Annotated in this window: 16 protein-coding genes, 3 tRNA genes and 2 other annotated features; of the genes, 16 read left to right on the top strand and 3 right to left on the bottom strand. The window is 41.0% G+C overall.

Going from position 1 to position 16,970, the window contains the following annotated elements; translation table 11 throughout:
- Positions 1 to 15: 15 nt before the first annotated feature.
- From VJ09_RS17535 to VJ09_RS07060, 6 genes are all read left to right on the top strand, one after another.
- Positions 16 to 1,500: a DnaD domain protein gene (locus VJ09_RS17535; protein WP_052807270.1), complete on the top strand. Its 1,485-nt coding sequence runs from the start codon at positions 16 to 18 to the stop codon at positions 1,498 to 1,500.
- Positions 1,500 to 2,417, top strand: a complete 918-nt coding sequence (dnaI, locus tag VJ09_RS07080) for a primosomal protein DnaI (protein ID WP_044640857.1) — start codon at positions 1,500 to 1,502, stop codon at positions 2,415 to 2,417. The genes VJ09_RS17535 and dnaI overlap by 1 nt, the downstream gene beginning before the upstream one ends.
- Before the next feature lie 57 nt (positions 2,418 to 2,474).
- Positions 2,475 to 2,550: transfer RNA gene (locus tag VJ09_RS07075), tRNA-Phe, on the top strand.
- A 6-nt stretch (positions 2,551 to 2,556) separates the two neighbouring features.
- Positions 2,557 to 2,631 (top strand) — tRNA-Gly (locus VJ09_RS07070).
- 5 nt (positions 2,632 to 2,636) lie between these two features.
- Positions 2,637 to 2,722, top strand: a tRNA-Leu gene (locus VJ09_RS07065).
- Positions 2,723 to 3,372: 650 nt separating this feature from the next.
- Positions 3,373 to 3,693: a hypothetical protein gene (locus VJ09_RS07060; RefSeq protein ID WP_044640856.1), complete on the top strand. Its 321-nt coding sequence runs from the start codon at positions 3,373 to 3,375 to the stop codon at positions 3,691 to 3,693.
- A gap of 140 nt (positions 3,694 to 3,833) precedes the next feature.
- Here the strand turns inward: VJ09_RS07060 and VJ09_RS07055 are convergent, their stop codons facing one another.
- Positions 3,834 to 4,649, bottom strand: coding sequence for an ABC transporter ATP-binding protein (locus VJ09_RS07055; protein WP_044640855.1), 816 nt, complete (start codon positions 4,647 to 4,649; stop codon positions 3,834 to 3,836).
- A gap of 45 nt (positions 4,650 to 4,694) precedes the next feature.
- Positions 4,695 to 5,492 (bottom strand): IucA/IucC family C-terminal-domain containing protein, encoded by a 798-nt coding sequence (locus VJ09_RS07050; RefSeq protein ID WP_044640854.1) that lies wholly within the window; start codon positions 5,490 to 5,492, stop codon positions 4,695 to 4,697.
- 206 nt (positions 5,493 to 5,698) lie between these two features.
- Here VJ09_RS07050 and mqnC point away from each other — a divergent pair, with 206 nt between their 5' ends.
- The 10 genes from mqnC (at position 5,699) to VJ09_RS06995 (ending at position 15,219) form a co-directional block, all read left to right on the top strand.
- On the top strand, positions 5,699 to 6,811 hold the full coding sequence (gene mqnC, locus VJ09_RS07045) for a cyclic dehypoxanthinyl futalosine synthase (protein WP_044640853.1): 1,113 nt from the start codon (positions 5,699 to 5,701) through the stop codon (positions 6,809 to 6,811).
- Between the two features lie 249 nt (positions 6,812 to 7,060).
- A complete protein-coding gene (locus VJ09_RS07040) occupies positions 7,061 to 7,684 on the top strand; it encodes a metal-dependent hydrolase (RefSeq protein WP_044640852.1) in 624 nt (207 codons plus the stop codon).
- A gap of 151 nt (positions 7,685 to 7,835) precedes the next feature.
- Entirely contained in the window at positions 7,836 to 8,327 is a 492-nt protein-coding gene (locus tag VJ09_RS07035; protein ID WP_052807354.1) for an NUDIX hydrolase, read from the top strand.
- A 115-nt stretch (positions 8,328 to 8,442) separates the two neighbouring features.
- Positions 8,443 to 9,339 (top strand): putative sporulation protein YtxC, encoded by an 897-nt coding sequence (gene ytxC / locus VJ09_RS17530; protein ID WP_052807269.1) that lies wholly within the window; start codon positions 8,443 to 8,445, stop codon positions 9,337 to 9,339.
- A gap of 46 nt (positions 9,340 to 9,385) precedes the next feature.
- Positions 9,386 to 9,623, top strand: a binding site (T-box leader).
- A 42-nt stretch (positions 9,624 to 9,665) separates the two neighbouring features.
- Positions 9,666 to 11,573 (top strand): threonine--tRNA ligase, encoded by a 1,908-nt coding sequence (gene thrS / locus VJ09_RS07025; RefSeq protein WP_044640851.1) that lies wholly within the window; start codon positions 9,666 to 9,668, stop codon positions 11,571 to 11,573.
- Positions 11,574 to 12,063: 490 nt separating this feature from the next.
- Entirely contained in the window at positions 12,064 to 12,780 is a 717-nt protein-coding gene (locus VJ09_RS07015; protein WP_044640849.1) for a DUF4328 domain-containing protein, read from the top strand.
- Positions 12,781 to 12,831: 51 nt separating this feature from the next.
- Positions 12,832 to 12,975 (top strand) — a sequence feature (ribosomal protein L20 leader region).
- Between the two features lie 45 nt (positions 12,976 to 13,020).
- Positions 13,021 to 13,518, top strand: coding sequence for a translation initiation factor IF-3 (gene infC / locus VJ09_RS07010; protein WP_044640848.1), 498 nt, complete (start codon positions 13,021 to 13,023; stop codon positions 13,516 to 13,518).
- Positions 13,519 to 13,536: 18 nt separating this feature from the next.
- The gene (gene rpmI / locus VJ09_RS07005) at positions 13,537 to 13,734 is read left to right on the top strand and encodes a 50S ribosomal protein L35 (RefSeq protein WP_044640847.1); all 198 of its coding nucleotides are present in this window, start codon (positions 13,537 to 13,539) and stop codon (positions 13,732 to 13,734) included.
- A gap of 28 nt (positions 13,735 to 13,762) precedes the next feature.
- On the top strand, positions 13,763 to 14,125 hold the full coding sequence (gene rplT / locus VJ09_RS07000) for a 50S ribosomal protein L20 (protein WP_044640846.1): 363 nt from the start codon (positions 13,763 to 13,765) through the stop codon (positions 14,123 to 14,125).
- 689 nt (positions 14,126 to 14,814) lie between these two features.
- Entirely contained in the window at positions 14,815 to 15,219 is a 405-nt protein-coding gene (locus VJ09_RS06995) for a hypothetical protein (protein WP_044640845.1), read from the top strand.
- Positions 15,220 to 15,305: 86 nt separating this feature from the next.
- On the opposite strand, the gene VJ09_RS06990 is transcribed toward VJ09_RS06995, so the two are convergent.
- Positions 15,306 to 16,937 carry an MDR family MFS transporter gene (locus tag VJ09_RS06990; RefSeq protein ID WP_044640844.1) on the bottom strand — a complete coding sequence of 544 codons (1,632 nt, stop codon included), beginning with the start codon at positions 16,935 to 16,937 and terminating at the stop codon, positions 15,306 to 15,308.
- Positions 16,938 to 16,970 lie beyond the last annotated feature (33 nt).

Genomic DNA, 16,970 nt, shown 5'->3' with positions numbered 1-16,970 from the left:
GGAGGTTATACATTCTTGGCTAATGAACAAGGTTGGCTTGTACGCTCGGTTCGTCCAATAGAGGGGACGGACTTTTTGTCTCTAACACATCTATATCAACCGTTAATTGGAACAGATGCGTTTGCCTTGTATATGACATTATCATATCAGCTACCCTTTCATCGTCCGGGAGCATCTCCACTATATACACACTCCTATCTAGTTAATCTATTATCGATCACCTCTTTACAGCTCTTGGAGGCTAGACAACGTCTAGAAGGGATCGGTCTTTTGGAAACATATGAGACAGAAACAGATAAATGGGATAAATATTTAGAGTATCGCTTGATTCCACCACTTGCACCAGTGCATTTTTTTGCTAGTGATATTTTAGGAGCGATGCTCTGGGAGCGGATTGGCAAGGAACGTTTTCAGATGACAAGGGAGTGGTTGTTTTCCTTGGACTCTGTTGACAAAAAGAAAGAAGGGCGAAATGTCACCAAATCATTTCAGGAAGTATTTGGTGTGATCTCTCCTCAAGCAATGTTACAAACGGCACAATGGCAAGAAGCCACTCCGACTGTCAACACCGAAGGCATGAACGGAAAACGCCCAAAAGTCCCAGAGCAGATTGATTTGGAGCCGATTAAGATGAGATTGGCTACCATGCTAGGCCCTGAGGCATGGACTCAAGAAGTAGAAGAGGAGATTCAAGAGATCTGTTGCTTTTACCAATTAGATTCATGGGGACTGATTAAAGCTCTTCAAAATCCATATGTGACACCAGGTGGGCGTGTGGATCGTGAACGTCTCCGAGAGTATGTCAGACAAGAATATCGCTATCAATATCGGTCATTACCCTCGGTTCAACGAAAAGACCGACTTAAGCTTGTGGAAAGAGAAAAAGAAGATAAGCTAACGATTGCTCAACCCCTTACACAAGAGCCAAAAACCAAGATGGATGACCGTGCAGAGCAACATTTTCAGCGACTTGCCCAAATTTCGCCATTAGAGTTATTGAAGTTGTATCATGGTGGATCCCAAATAGCCCGAGCAGATGTAGAGTTAGTGGAATCTCTTTTAACAGAGTTTCGACTTCCGTCTGCTGTCGTCAATGTATTGCTTGATTATGTGTTGATTAAGTATGATCGTAAACTATCTCGACCTTTGGTAGAAAAAATTGCTGGTCATTGGAAACGACTTGGTATCCAAACGTTGGAACAAGCGAGAAACCAGTGTCTAAAAGAAGTAGAAGAAGTGGAAGGAAAGACCAAACGCCGAAGTCGTCAAGATGCTTCTAGTGTAAGGGAGAGTCGAACTCGAACAACCAAAAATACAACAAAAAATAACTCCAATTTGCCAGAAGCAGTTCGTAACCAACTAGAGGGAAAATCGGGTTCGGATGAGTTGACTGATGAAGAATTTGAAAAGATGAAGGCACAACTTCATGCCAAGATGAAAAAAATGGACGAGAATTTTGAGAGGCGGAAGAGTATGCAAGGGAAGGAGAGCCGATATTGATGAACTCGATCCAACATTTTACCAAGCCAGATCCCAAAGCCAAAATAAACCGTTCCAAACAACTAAATCTTTTATTGCAATACCCGGCGATTCGTTCCTTCTTGGCAGAACATCCAGAAGTGACTCGTTCCCAGTTGGACAGGCATTATCATCAGTTGATGCATCTGGTCACGGAACAGGAGCAGTGTAATCATTGTCCTGGACTTGCCAAGTGTCCCAATATGATGAAAGGACATACTCCAAAACTAATGGAGTACGCAGGCTATTTGGAGGTTCGAATGACCCCCTGTCAAAAGAAACTGCGAGAAGAAGAATGGAATAAACAGAAGGATCTTTTTAAAAGCATGCATATCCCAATGGATATCACCTCTTCATCTCTCGATCAGATTGACTTCACAAAAGGAAGAGCCAAAGCTATTGCAGCTGCTTTTGACTTTTGTGAGCAGTTTAGTCAAGGTAAACTCCCTTCCAAAGGGCTCTTTTTGCATGGACCACTCGGAGTAGGGAAAAGTATTATAGCAGGGTCGATAGCCAATAAGTTAGTAGAGAATGGAATCGATTCGTTTATGGTATATGTACCAGATTTTATTCGTGAGGTGCGTAATTCGATTGAAGATCGTTCCTTAGGGGAGAAGCTATCTCTCTTTAAAAGTGTTTCCCTCTTAATTTTAGACGATATTGGAGCAGAGTATTTGACTCCTTGGGTTCGTGATGAAGTGATTGGTGCCATTTTACACTATCGTGCCGCGAATGGATTGCCTACGATGTATACTTCCAATCTCTCATTAGATGAGTTAGAGGACCATTTAGCACAAGGTCGCAACACCACAGATGAGATGAAGGCTAAGCGTATTATGGAGCGGATTCGCCATTTTGTGACACCGATCTTGGTGGAAGGACCAAATCGCCGAATTTAATTTTGCATAAAGTATTGCGCTATCGAATTATAGCTGATATAATACTTTTTGTGACTTGGTTCGGTAGCTCAGTCGGTAGAGCAGAGGACTGAAAATCCTCGTGTCGGCGGTTCGATTCCGTCCCGAACCACCACAAATTGCGGAAGTGGCTCAGGGGTAGAGCATCGCCTTGCCAAGGCGAGGGTCGCGGGTTCGAATCCCGTCTTCCGCTCCATATTTGCCGGAGTGGCGGAATAGGCAGACGCACAGGACTTAAAATCCTGCGATAGGTGACTATCGTGTCGGTTCAAGTCCGACCTTCGGCATACATTGCGCAAGCCCCTTTCTTCATTTGAAGAAAGGGGCTTTTGATATATGGAGAAAATATCAACCATATCTCAATCTGGGTAACAACTAATGCCAAACTATTTTGAATAATGTATACTATAGTATTTATTTAGTCAGTAGTGTCGATTAGCTAAAATTTTACAGTAGTTGCCCAGCGCATGATTTTTGCCTTCCATGCGGGTTGTACCTTGCGAAGAAGCAAGAAAGGCCGCTCCGCCAGCCCGTTCCAGGCGAGATCCAAAACTCGGCTAATGCCTCAAACAGTTGGATCTCGTGATCCTTCCACGGTCTGTCTCCGCTTTGTAGCGGTACAAAAGCATTTCAGGGCTAAAAATCAGCTCCTAATCTTTGGTAAATCAACACTACTACTATTTAGTATGTTATTAATCTCCTTTACGCAATTCTAAGCTCTATGTTATTTAACTTAAGAATAAGTAGAGGTGGGAATTATTGCGTTATGTGGTTATCTTATTATCAGTGCTTTTAATGATAGTAGGTTGTTCAAAATGAGATTGCAAATACTAATACAAAAGAAGAAACTCGGGAATTAAGTCCTATCTTTACAATCCCAAAACTAGGTCCTAGAGGAACTAATGAACCTTATAGTTTACGTGGGGTTAACGGTAAGTTGGCTATTATTGACGCTCCAGTTATCGCAGGGACAAATAATAAACAAGTATTTCATCTTTGGGGAGTAACACCTGAAAAAACGGAGCAATTATTCAATAAACACGTCAAAATAATAGCAACGAGTAAAGAGGAAAGAAAAGCAGTTACAGCTTTTGAAAGTTCTATTAGTGTTCCAAATCCAGAGGTAATAAAACCGCCATATGACTACTCTATGTCTCATGGATATTTGGTTTTGCCTTCTAAAGGAATTTGGAAACTGGATGCTTATATTGAAGATGACTTTTTTGGCAGCATTATTGTGAATGTTCAAGATAAATAATGAGAACTTAACCATTGATGCTCACACGTTTCTCTGCTTTTTTGTCCAGAGCCCAGAAAACTTGCCCCTTATATAAACCTTCGCTATTAAACTAAAAAGCCTAGAAGGCGACTCTCTCACGGAGCCCATCTAGGCTTTTCTCATCCTACTGCAACTTTTGTTTTTTCCTGTTCATTGCTTAATACTTCATATGGAATACACAACGGCACTTTTAAGCGTGGATCTTGAATGATGTCTGCATCTATTCGGAAAACATTACGCAACATGTCAGTAGTCATCACTTCATCGGGAGAGCCCTGGCTATAGATGCCACCATTATGAATCGAGATCATATGGTGGGCAAATCGGGAGGCATGATTGAGATCATGAACAACCATGACGATAGTACGTTCTTGTTCTTCATTTAGTTTTTGTAGAAGCAATAGTACTTCGTGTTGATGAGCCATATCGAGATAAGTAGTAGGCTCGTCCAACAAGAGAATCTCCGTATCTTGTGCCAATGCCATTGCAATCCAAGCACGTTGACGTTGTCCACCAGATAACTCATCAATTGGTTGGTTCCGGAAGGAATCGAGTCCAGTCCGTTCGATTGCCCAGTTAATGATCTCTCGATCTTTAGAGGAGAGTCCTCTGATCCCTTTGAGATAAGGAAAGCGCCCAAAGCCGACTAATTGTTCTACTGTCGTCCCCTCGGGAGCTTCTGGTGTCTGGGGCAAGATAGCCAACTGTTGAGCTACTTGTTTGGATGGGAGGTTATGAATCGACTTACCATCGAGATAGACAGTCCCCATTCGTGGAGTGAGGATCCTTGCTATTGTTTTTAAAATAGTAGACTTACCTGATCCATTTGAGCCTACTAATGCGGTAATTTTACCAATTGGCACCTCTAAATGTAGGTTATGAACCACATCGTGGTTCGCGTAACGAATGGTTAAACCTTCAGTATGCAGTTGCATCGTTTTACTCCTCTTGACGACATGATTTATTCTTCTACCAGCACTCTATTGATCAGAACGCCTGTATTTATAGGTATCCTCTATATAAAGCGAAATACGTTCTTCATCCGATAATTTCGGACAGGTGTAACATGCTTTTCTACTAGACAGACAGAAGTTGAAGCAACATTTCGATCGAATGGGGATTGTTTCTCCCTGTAACGCAGAATGTTCGAACCGCTCAATTGGTTGTGAAAGTGGATTCTCGTTCATTCCAAATAGTTCTGCTTTTAGTTCACGCAATGTCTGATAATCGTCTAGTAGCCTGTTTTTCTTTACTATGTCGGTTGTTTCTTGGATCCATTTTTCATAACTGTAAGCAATATAGAAGGAAACATGGGACCAAAGTGTTTGGGGGAATACTTTGGTTTGTTCCACGATGTTTTGGATCAAAGGTGTGAGATGGTCGCGAAAAATGTGATGTAGGACTTGCATTCGCCATTCATTTCGATTTCCCACTCTTGGCTTGATCACTAGTGATGGAAAATGAAACAAGAACTGTGTTCCTTGAATCGACATCTGGAAATCACCAAAATCAATCGGAAGAACACAATCTTCTGAAGACATTACATAAAGTGAAGCCATATATAGGGCGTATCGTTTCAGAAAAAGAGAACCTGTTACTTTTAAGTGCGGTGAGTTGATCGCTGGCCCCATCATATTCAGAAACTCATGTAAGTTTGAGGTTAATAGCTCTTTTCCTTTCATGGAAAAAACTGTATTTGGAGCTTCTCCCTCTAGTATTTGAAATGGTGCTAACCCTACTGGTAACGTCTGCAACTCCTTATCATTTAACGCAAACATGTCCGTCCCCCATCTCACTTCGTTACCCTGATCGTATCAAGAGTGAGAATCATTGTCAATTCAATAAGAGCAAATTTCATCCCAGAACAGAATATTTCGGTCTACTATGATAAAATAGAGCTGTCTACATGGAAGAAATAAGAAGATTTTAGGCCGCAATCGCTGGCTTGTTTCTTATCCTCTTAAACATGGGCGGAGGTGGATTTATGAGTAAAATAGACGCAATTCTAGATCGAGCATTACAAGGAGAACGATTGGGCTTAGAAGAGGGAATAGCACTTTGGGAGAGCAATGAAATAGAAAAGTTGGGACATGTAGCCAACCAATTGATGCTTGCCAAACATCCGAAGCCAATCACCACTTTTGTAGTAGGCAGAAATATCAATTACACCAACGTATGTGATACATACTGCCGCTTTTGTGCCTTTTATCGACAACCAGGGTCGAATGAAGGCTATGTACTACCCGATGAAACCATCTTTCAAAAGATACAGGAGACCTTGGATGTAGGTGGTACAGAGATTTTGATGCAAGGTGGTACCAATCCAAATCTACCTTTTTCGTACTATACGAATCTACTGAAAGAGATTAAAAAGCGTTTCCCTACGATTCATATGCATTCCTTTTCTCCAGCAGAAGTTGTGAAAATGATGGAGGTTTCAGGACTCCCACTGGAAGAAGTAATACGCCAATTAAAAGAGGCAGGGCTCGATTCTATCCCAGGTGGTGGTGCGGAGATCTTAGATGATCGGACCCGCCGGAAAATCAGTCGATTAAAAGGTTCGTGGCGAGAGTGGATGGATGTGATGCAGTCTGCTCACAGACATGACATGACAACTACCGCAACGATGGTAATTGGTTTTGGGGAAACGTTAGAAGAGAGGGTTTTACACCTCTTACGAGTTCGTGAAGCACAAGACCAAACAGGTGGCTTTTTAGCATTTATTGTTTGGACATTTCAACCAGACAATACCAATATGCCACGGGAAAAACTCGGAGCCGAAGATTATCTAAAAGCAGTGGCAGTAAGCCGGATTATGCTAGACAACATTCCAAATTTCCAATCTTCATGGGTAACAATGGGACCTGAAGTAGGGAAACAATCGCTTCATTTTGGTTGTAATGATTTTGGAAGTACGATGATGGAGGAAAATGTTGTTTCAGCAGCTGGTACGACTCACAAAGTCAACATCAACCTCTCCTTGGAGCTCATCCGAGAGGCAGGAAAAATTCCGGCACAGCGAAACACACATTATCAAATCTTACGAGTCTTTGATAGTCAAGAAAAGTCTGATCGTGATTTTATCATGCAAAACTAAGAAGATAGCAAGGGTATGTTGCAAATCGAACATTTAGCTAACTAGAGGTTCCCTCATTTAAGATGTGAACTGTAAACATGACAGTTATTAAAAGGCTGGGAACTGGCTGTGAAAATTGTTCATGCCTAATATATATATAAATGAAATGAACCCTACTCTGATTTAAGGCAATTGGCCTATTAATGAAGAGAGGGTTTTTCTATGTTAAAATAATGAAAAGACAAAATACTTATAATAGAAAGGTACATTATGCAAGGGAAAACTCATTTTCGTGTAGGAATTGCTACTGGCGTTGCGGTTGCTGGTTTCTCATGGGAACAACTCGACTTTTGGAATATGACTGGTACAGTGATTGTAGCAGGGATTGCTTCCATGATTCCAGATATTGATGAAGACGGTAGTCTGATTAACAAAGCTCTTTTCTCTAAATTAAATCGTAAGCATCGTTCCTTGGCACTTTGTGCTGTGGGAGTTTTGATCGTCATTTTAGCTGCTTTTTACCAGCTTCCCACTTGGGTAACCTTGATTGGTGTTTTTGCGGCTTGTGTTGCCTATGTGCCACATCGTAGCGTCACGCATTCTCTTCTCGGGATTACTTATGTGGCTTTCGTCTGTTATTTAGCATCAACGTCCTTTTCATATGCTATTTTAGCTGGATATGTCTCACATCTAATCATGGATGCTTTTACGGTACAAGGAATTCCTCTGTTTTGGCCATCCAAACAAAAGATCGGACTGAAACAAATGGGAGTCAAAATCAAAAGTGGTAGTATCGTAGACGTTGTTATTGGGCGTGTTGCGATTGGATTGGCATTAGTCGGTTATGCATATATCCTCTATCTACAAGTTGGTCAAAATATGGCTGTAAACTAAACTAACAAATAGAATTTGAAATATTTGGTATGGGAGGAGGGGCATGGATTTCTTCTCCCTGTTTTTTATAATCGTTTATTTTCACTGGGTTAATATAAAAGGTATGGCAATGGTGCGAGATACATTGCTTTTTTTGTTAGGAGAGATGGTGATGAGAAACGTCCGAAAATCAGCCCGCATATTACTTATTAATGAACTAGATCAGTTATTGTTGTTACAAATGAAGGAACTATTAGTAAAGACAGAGGACACATTACCTGGGGAACCAGTATGGTTCACAGCAGGTGGAGGATTGGAGCGAGGAGAGACTTTTGAAGAAGCGGCTCGAAGGGAACTTTGGGAAGAAACAGGATTCACGGACGTGAAGTGGGGACCACTAGTCTGGATTCGAGAAGTAGATGTTTTATTTCGGGATTTGCCAACCCGATTTGTAGAATATTACTTTGTTGCCCGAACAAAGGAAACGAAAGTGAAGATGGACCGATTTACGTTAGAGGAAAAAGAAGGTTATCTTTCACACCACTGGTGGAGCATAGAGGAACTTCGTATGACAAATGAGCGTATTTATCCAGAGAAGTTAGCAGAATTATTAGCTCCGATTTTGGTCGGAGATTTTCCAGAAACTCCCCTTTTGATCAAATAAAATGAGGATAGCTTTCTTATGTCCTTTTTTACTTCTTTTTGTAATTACGTATACAGGACTTTTTGCCCCCATATACTAGGAGAAGTGATTGTGGACAAAGAAAGGAGAGGAATAGATGGATTACACCATTTCCATTCCTCAACACCCATCTTTTCAAGCAACCCAGTTATTTGGGCATCTTCGACTGCTCTTGGAAGAGCTGGAATCGATCGGGGTGATGAGCTCGTTAGGAGAGAGACTGGTTGGAGATCGCTTCTTTTATTTAGTTACTTGTCGTCTCAAAAGAAGAGGCCAAGAAAAGCAGATCCGTCAGGTGATGGGGGAGTTACTAGCCAGTTTTATTTGCCAAGATCAGCTACTGTATCTGATCCGTCAACTCATCATCAAAGAGACTGCTTTTCGGGAGCCAGATGTAATTACTCAAATAGAGACGATTAGCAAAGAAAACATTTTATCCAAAGAGAAAAAGCTAACAGCTCTTCAGATGTCTAGACAACAAGATTACTTGTCACGAGAGATTGCTCGATATTTTTATGACAGTAAGTTACTTGCGTTAGACGGTTTTATGAGATTTCGTATGCAAACCTATCGTAAATACCTTTCCAAGCAGATCAAAGAAGCTGTGGAGGAATATACATTAGAAAAAGAGTACAAAGATTTCATCCAACTTCTAAAGTATTTTGTTTCCGTCCAAACTTCGAAGATTCCCCTTGTTCATCTGATTCATAATGGAAAGCGAAAGTTTGAGCTGTTAAAAGATGATGGCTCTCCTTTGGAAATCAAGGAGATGGAAGGTACTTTACAGGATGTGCTAGAACAAAATTATTCTCATGAGGATCTCATCGTCAGTACCCTTCTTACAGTTGCCCCAGAACAAGTTGTATTACACAGTAAACATCCAGAAGAGAATGTGATCAAGACTTTATTACAAATCTTTGAGGGCAGAATCTTACTTTGTCGGGGATGCAGCTCCTGCGGGATTACGTTGGATTCTCAAACGGATGGCAAGTAGCGTTGACAAGTATCGAAGTGTTTTCGTATAATACATAAAACTTACCATTTTTGCGTTGATGAGGATCAGGATCTTCCGATGATGGTTTAGAGAGAAAGGGTCACAGGCTGGGAGCCCTTTTACCCACTCATAGAAGATTTACCACCTCGGAGCTATAGCAGGGAACGTACTCGTTTACTATTAACTGCTATCGGTTGACACCGTTATCTTGTCCCAAAGGGCTAATCCATGTTTGGATTGGTCAAATGAGGGTGGAACCACGACAGCAAACGCTCGTCCCTTTTTGGGGCGGGTTTTTTTATGTTTAAAAACAGGAGGAAAATGATATGTCTATCACCATTCAATTACCAGACGGTTCCAAACGTCAATATGAGCAAGCTGTATCTGTGCTAGATGTGGCTAATTCGATCAGTTCTGGACTTGCAAAAAAGGCAGTTGCTGGAGTAGTAGATGGCAAAGCAGTAGATTTACATCGCGAAGTTCCAGATCAAGCAGAACTGAAAATTTTGACCCTAGATGATCAAGAAGGCTTAGAAGTATATCGTCATAGTACTGCACACGTGTTAGCTCAAGCACTCAAACGTCTTTATCCTGGAGTAAAGCTAGGGATTGGTCCTGTCATTGAGGATGGTTTCTACTATGACGTAGATCTACCAGTCCGCCTCACTCCAGAAGATCTACCAAAGATCGAAGCAGAGATGGCAAAGGTTATCAAAGAAAACCACCCAATCGTACGTAAAGTCGTAAGTCGTGATGAGGCAATCGCTATTTTTGAAGAAATAGATGATCATTTAAAGTTAGAACTGATTCGAGACCTGCCTGTAGATTCAGTTATCACCATCTATGAGCAAGGCGAGTTTTTTGATCTCTGTCGTGGACCACATCTTCCTTCTACTGGTAAGATCAAGGCGTTTAAATTGCAACATGTAGCTGGTGCATACTGGCGTGGAAATAGTGACAATCAAATGTTACAACGAATCTATGGCACTTCTTTCCCAAAAAAATCACAGCTAGACGAGCACTTACATCTATTAGAAGAAGCGAAAAAACGTGATCATCGTCGAATCGGGAAAGACTTGAAACTCTTCATGTTCTCTGAAGAAGCGCCAGGGATGCCTTTTTACCTACCAAATGGGATGATTATGCGCAATGAATTGGAGCAGTTCTCACGCAATATGCAAGAACAGGCTGGCTACCAAGAGGTTCGTACTCCACTGATGATGAACCAGCGTCTATGGGAGCAATCTGGTCATTGGGATCATTATCGGGAGAATATGTATTTTACCGATGTAGATGAAAGTAAATTTGCGGTCAAACCAATGAACTGTCCAGGGCATATGTTAGTTTTCAAGAATGAGTTGCGTTCTTATCGGGATCTCCCAATGCGTTTAGCTGAATTTGGACAGGTACACCGTCATGAACTGTCTGGAGCACTTAATGGTATGTTCCGTGTGCGTACTTTCACTCAAGATGATGCACACATCTTTGTACGCCCTGACCAAATTGAGGAAGAATTAGAGCAGGTTTTGGATTTGATTGACCGGATGTATAAAGTATTCGGTTTCCCATATAGCATTGAACTCTCTACCCGTCCAGAAGATTCGATGGGTTCGGATGAACTCTGGGACCAAGCAGAATCGGCACTGAAAAATGTGTTAGATCGTTCTGGGATTGAGTATCGTGTAAATGAAGGAGATGGGGCATTCTATGGTCCTAAAATTGATTTCCATATTCGCGATGCACTCAAGCGGAGTCACCAATGTGCGACCGTACAACTGGACTTCCAAATGCCAGAGAAATTCGACCTCTCTTATGTAGGAGAAGATAATAAGCCTCATCGTCCAGTTGTAATTCACCGAGCAATTTTTGGTTCTATTGATCGTTTTGTTGGGGTCTTAGTAGAGCATTATGGAGGCAATTTCCCAATGTGGATGTCTCCAGAACAAGTTCGAGTTATTCCAGTCTCTGCTAAGTTCAATGAACAGGCTCAATCAGTAGTAGAACAGTTTGTAGCTGCGGGAATTCGGGCATCGGTAGATAGCCGTGATGAGAAACTGGGCTACAAGATTCGTGAGGGTGAAGTTCAAAAAGTTCCTTACATGATTGTACTTGGGGAGAAAGAGATCGAGTCTGGTACGGTCAATATTCGTAAGCGTCATGAAAAAGACCAAGAAGTGCTCACCATCCAAGATGCACTACAAAAGTTCCAGCAAGAGATGATCGAACGTCGATAAATAAATAGTTGCTTTATGAAGAACGAGGGGTATCTAATATTGGTACTCCTTGTTTTCATTATTTTGTCTTATTTGATCGAAAGGAAACATCACCTTACAAAACGAATTAATGGGGAGAGGGCTTCTTTCGTAACTCGAAAAGGCCTTATACAACGCATGATAGAAAGTGGTTCAAGAGAGATAACTATCATACGCTATTTTGCCAATAAATTAGGAAGTACTTCCTCTAGCCAAAAGAAAACTATGCTTATTCTCTAACATCTCATTAGAACGATCTATAGCAATACATCATCTTTATCCACATAACGATTCGTAGTAAATAGATTGATAGGATCTATAACGCATATCGGAACCCTACAGATCTTCCATTGTCTTTCCTAGATAATACTTGATAAGCTTCGTAGACAAAAGAACACCCACACTCAGTGGAGACAAAACCACTCCTATCTAGCGTCCAATCAAATGCAATTTGAAAGGAAGTAGAAGGAGAATGTGGTTAGTTTATCGAGAAAATGAGCGAGTGATTCGTTCCGTTAAGATTTCCATAGTAGTTCATTTCATGTTTTGTGTGTGTGCCCTGATATATGATATACAATTTTGGTATTATGCCGAGGAGACCACTCCTGCAAAACATATGGTAGGAGTAGAATTTTATCACTTTATTCATCTTGTACGCTGGATCTCGATTATTCCTATGTTATGGATATACTTACACTGGTTAAAAAGGATCACTGCTAATATTGGTATTTGGAGTAAACTGCCTACCAGAATTGTGGGTGGTAAACTTGATATCTACCATTTGATTCCTATTATTCAGATGTACAAACCATTTCAAGCGCTAAAAGACGTTTCCAACGCACTCATTGCCAAAAAAGTGACTGGGCATTCGGCTTGTCCTAACTGTTTTTGGGGTAGCCTTCCCGCACCACCGATTTTGATCGTTTTCTGGTCTAGTTTATGGTCGGGAGTTGTACTGGGCATCTATGCTTTCTTTCATATGGATAGTTGGCTTGTTTACTTTACAAGCAAGATCGGGGAGATTTATCAGGTCCAACCACTCTACTATCTAGTAGATCTTCTCTGGATGTTTGGTACATTATGTTTTTACCTGTTAGTGAATCAGATTAGTCGGGCACATTTGGCGGAGCTTCAAGAATCTGTACTTGAACAGTATGATTTGGATAGTGCGGAGGAGCTGCCGAGTTAAGGTGAGAAACCATTCTTGACTTACTTTGAGATAATATGGTATGATCACTGATGTTGCAAGAAGAAGCGCCCGCTTCTCACCTAAGTGACGCTTTTAGGAAGCAGTTGCTAGGTTAATCTGAAACTGATTCTTTATGACAGTGGACAGTGAATAAGTGTGGGCGCTCATCTAAGAGGCTCACACTTTTTTGTTTTCCAAGAAATTTTTCGGAGGTGGCAGGTCATTAGCAAGGAACAACACTTGATCAATGAAGCGATCCGTGCAAGAGAAGTTCGTTTGATCGGGGAAGACGGAGAACAGTTAGGTATTACACCACTCCGCGAAGCACTGAGTAAAGCACAAGAGGCCAATCTCGACCTGGTTAACATTGCTCCGCAGGCCAAACCCCCAGTTTGTAAAATCATGGACTACGGTAAATATCGTTATGAACAAAGCAAACGGGAAAAAGAAGCCCGCAAGAATCAGAAGATCGTTCAGATAAAAGAAGTGCGACTCAGCCCATCAATTGAGGAGAACGACGTACAAACCAAGTTACGTAATGTAGTAAAATTCCTCAATCAAGGCGATAAAGTTAAATTGTCGATCCGTTTCCGTGGGCGGGAGATTACCCACCAAGAGATCGGACGTAGAGTTTTGGATCGGATGGCACAAGAAGTGAAAGAGATCTCCGATGTGGAGCGTTCTCCTAAACTAGAAGGTCGCCAAATGATCATGATCTTAACACCTAAACAGTCATAGCTGAAGGAGGAACTCTTCATGCCTAAAATGAAGACCAAAAAATCAGTGGCAAAACGTTTTAAAAAAACCGGAACCGGTAAAATCAAACGTAACCACGCATACACAAGCCATTTGTTTGAAGCGAAGAGCCAAAAAAGAAAACGTAAACTACGTAAAGGTGCAATCATGAGTGCTGGTGACCAAAAGCGCATCGAGCAATTGATTGCTTACAAATAAAAAACGGATTTATTAGGAGGGAAATACTGTGGCAAGAGTAAAAGGTGGTACGGTTACACGCCGTCGTCGTAAAAAAGTCCTGAAACTAGCACGTGGATACTTTGGTTCCAAACATCGTCTGTTTAAAACAGCAAAACAACAAGTGATGAAATCCTTGATGTTCGCATACCGCGATCGTCGTCAGGTAAAACGTAACTATCGTCGTTTATGGATCACTCGGATCAATGCAGCTGCACGTATCAATGGTCTTTCTTACAGCCAAATGATGCATGGTTTGAAAGTAGCTGGTGTTGATATCAACCGTAAAATGCTATCTGAACTAGCTATCTCTGACGCAAAAGCGTTTGCAGATCTTGCAGAACTAGCAAAATCTGCAAAGCAAGTTGGATAAGGATTTTCTAATATAGCATTACTTATGAATAGCTCACTCTTTAAGAGTGAGCTATTCTTTTTTATCTATTATAGCGGAGAATACTCCCGCTTCTAAGCGAAGCGAAAGTGGGAGATGAATCTGCGTCGGACGAGGGAGGGTTTCTACCCTCTCGCAAGTCCGACCTAGTATGGTGCTTTTTCCTTCATGAATTTCTTGATCCTCCAGAATGACATTGACATTATTCTGAAAAGTTGTAAAATACTTTCAACTACTTATAGGGAGGTGAATTCCAATGTATAAGGCCTTTCAGTTTCGAATCCCCTACCTCTTAGTGTTAGCGTAGGTGGGGGAGGTTCAAAGGAAATGAAGGAACCTAGACAAAGGCAGAATAGAAAGGATATAATAAAAATTCCAATATATTAAGTAGCATTGATCCGAAAGAAGATTTTTAAAAACAGGTTAGAAAATGGATATACCAAAATTTGTCAAAATAATGACTTCTTTGTTTTTGTACACTCAATTGTCAGAGAAACAGTTTCGATCTTTTCCAATATACCATATAATATTTTTATACCTGCTACTAAATTTAGCAGTTTCATATAGAGAGTGTTCCCATACAGACAATTTTGGCAGTGGAGATCGCGTTTGTGTGATTCAGCGTTTTCTTTATGTCTACTTTCATCTTGAAACTAGAAGGAGCACGATTCATGTTAGCAGAATGGCTGATCAGCGAGTATGAAGATAGCGGATATCTCGCCGCTGAAGGGGAATTGTACCTGCCACTGACTGCTGCCGAAGAATTTGTCTATGATTGTAATCGTTTAAATGTAGGAATCATTGGCGTAAACTTCGTTCTATGGACAGAGAAAGACCTGTTCTTGCATCTCGGCAGCTTAGACTTAACGGAGCTGTTGCCACATTTCGAAGACTGGGAGCAGCTGGTCCAATATTGTAATAACGTTGTTCTAGAGTACCTAGAAAAAGAACGTGAAGCAAACTACCACGTTTTTTTTGTCCCATATCTCCTAGAAGAATATGAATGGATCATGAAAAAAATCATGGGGGATTTTTCGGACAAGTTAAATGAAACGACGGAAGATGTAACGACATAATTTTCAAAAGTATTATCATTGCACTTATAACCCTTTTTATCATGCTAAAAGCCCACATTCTAAGAATGTGGGCTTTTGAATATTTTTTAGTGCTGACTAGCTTTTGGATAAGAAGTGTTACAAGAATGTTCTAGGTCTTTTTCAGAAGAAGTTTTGTTACTGGTACGTAAAGGGATCTCTTTCACAAAAAACATAAAGAAAATCCCGAATAAGACAACGAGGCTACCAGTCAGAAACACATGATTCAAAGCTGTCGCAAAAGCCTCTCGTAGCATTGCTAACATATTATCAAACAAAGCAGTAAAAGAAGCTGGTAGAGATGCTCGTATCTCCTGCAATTTGTCTGCATTGGTTAGGATTTGAGAATCTTGTAATGCAGCCAATTTGGAGCTTATAGCTGGTGAAACTAGCGATATGTTAGCTGAAGTTTTTTGAGTAAGATTACTCATCTCGTCTGTTAGAGAACCGGTAAGTACTGTTCCAAGAATGGCAACCCCGATGGTACCCCCAATCTGTCGGAAGAGTTGGACTGAGGAAGTAGCTACTCCTAGATACTTATGACTGACTGCATTTTGGGCTGTTAGGGAAAAGACTGGGAAAACAATCCCTAATCCGATTCCTACAATGATTAAATGCCATACCATGGTTATGTTACTGGTATTAGGTCCTAAGAAAGAGAGTAGGAATAGACCTAATGCCATAGTAAATCCACCTACAATAGCCAATTTTTTATATTTACCTGTTCGAGACATAATCTGTCCCGTTGTAATATTGGCAACAACCATTGCTAGCGTTAGTGCCATTGTGATAAAGCTCGATTCAGTTGCACCTAATCCCATTACTCCTTGAATAAAGAAAGGGGCATAAATAATCGTTCCAAACATCCCGAAACCGATTAAGAACAAAATCACATTGGATAGGGTAAAAATCGAATTTCCGAATAGATCGAGTGGAATAACGGGACTGACTGCTCGTTTTTCTACCCAAATAAAGATTATAAGTGACACCACACTGGTAATAAACAAACCGATAATCTGCCAAGAACTCCAAGCATACTCTTTTCCTGCCCAAGAAAATGCAAGGAGAAGAGGAACAATGGTCGTGACAACAAAGAAAGAACCCAATAAATCAATGGGCTGCTTGCCTTGCTTTTCTGTTTTGGGGAAAAGCCAAAAAATCAGGACCAACGCGATAACTCCAATCGGTAAGAAAACCCAAAAAATCCAGTGCCAATCAAAGTACTCTACAATATAACCGCCCAATGAAGGTCCTAATATACTAGAAAATCCGAAGGTAGCACTGAGTATCCCTTGCCATTTCCCCCGTTCGCGAGGAGGAAATAGATCCCCTACAGCAGCAAAAGCCGTGGACATGATCATGCCTGCGCCAAAGCCTTGAACACCACGGTAGATGATCAATTGAATAATATTAGCAGAGGTACCACATAAGAAAGTACCAATCATAAAGATCACTACCCCGACTACAATAATCGGTTTCCGGCCGTAAATATCGGATAATTTTCCAACTAGTATGGCAGTAACACTAGAAGTGAGCATGAATATGGTAAATACCCAATTGTAATAAGCAGCACCGTTTAGCTCAGCAGAAATTTTGGGGAGGGCATTCCCTATAATCGTTTGATTAAGTGCTGCAAACAAAAGAAGCGAGACAATCGCCACCATAATGAGCGATTTCTCCCTTTTCGTCAGGTCTTGCACGAAAACAACTCCTTCGCATATCGAAATATATGT

Origin of the sequence: Risungbinella massiliensis (assembly GCF_000942395.1) — a bacterium.
Taxonomy (GTDB): domain Bacteria; phylum Bacillota; class Bacilli; order Thermoactinomycetales; family Thermoactinomycetaceae; genus Risungbinella; species Risungbinella massiliensis.
Note: the sequence above shows the minus strand (reverse complement) of the source record. Positions and strands in the feature narration are given on the sequence as shown.

Excerpts from the sequence above, each read along its gene's own strand:
- VJ09_RS06995 (WP_044640845.1), top strand. The coding sequence starts at position 14,815 with ATGTTAGCAGAATGGCTGATCAGCGAGTATGAAGATAGCGGATATCTC.
- ytxC (WP_052807269.1), top strand. The coding sequence starts at position 8,443 with ATGGATTACACCATTTCCATTCCTCAACACCCATCTTTTCAAGCAACC.
- rpmI (WP_044640847.1), top strand. The coding sequence starts at position 13,537 with ATGCCTAAAATGAAGACCAAAAAATCAGTGGCAAAACGTTTTAAAAAA.
- VJ09_RS07055 (WP_044640855.1), bottom strand. The coding sequence starts at position 4,649 with ATGCAACTGCATACTGAAGGTTTAACCATTCGTTACGCGAACCACGAT.
- VJ09_RS07040 (WP_044640852.1), top strand. The coding sequence starts at position 7,061 with ATGCAAGGGAAAACTCATTTTCGTGTAGGAATTGCTACTGGCGTTGCG.
- VJ09_RS07050 (WP_044640854.1), bottom strand. The coding sequence starts at position 5,492 with ATGTTTGCGTTAAATGATAAGGAGTTGCAGACGTTACCAGTAGGGTTA.
- mqnC (WP_044640853.1), top strand. The coding sequence starts at position 5,699 with ATGAGTAAAATAGACGCAATTCTAGATCGAGCATTACAAGGAGAACGA.
- thrS (WP_044640851.1), top strand. The coding sequence starts at position 9,666 with ATGTCTATCACCATTCAATTACCAGACGGTTCCAAACGTCAATATGAG.
- dnaI (WP_044640857.1), top strand. The coding sequence starts at position 1,500 with ATGAACTCGATCCAACATTTTACCAAGCCAGATCCCAAAGCCAAAATA.
- VJ09_RS07035 (WP_052807354.1), top strand. The coding sequence starts at position 7,836 with ATGAGAAACGTCCGAAAATCAGCCCGCATATTACTTATTAATGAACTA.
- VJ09_RS07015 (WP_044640849.1), top strand. The coding sequence starts at position 12,064 with ATGTGGTTAGTTTATCGAGAAAATGAGCGAGTGATTCGTTCCGTTAAG.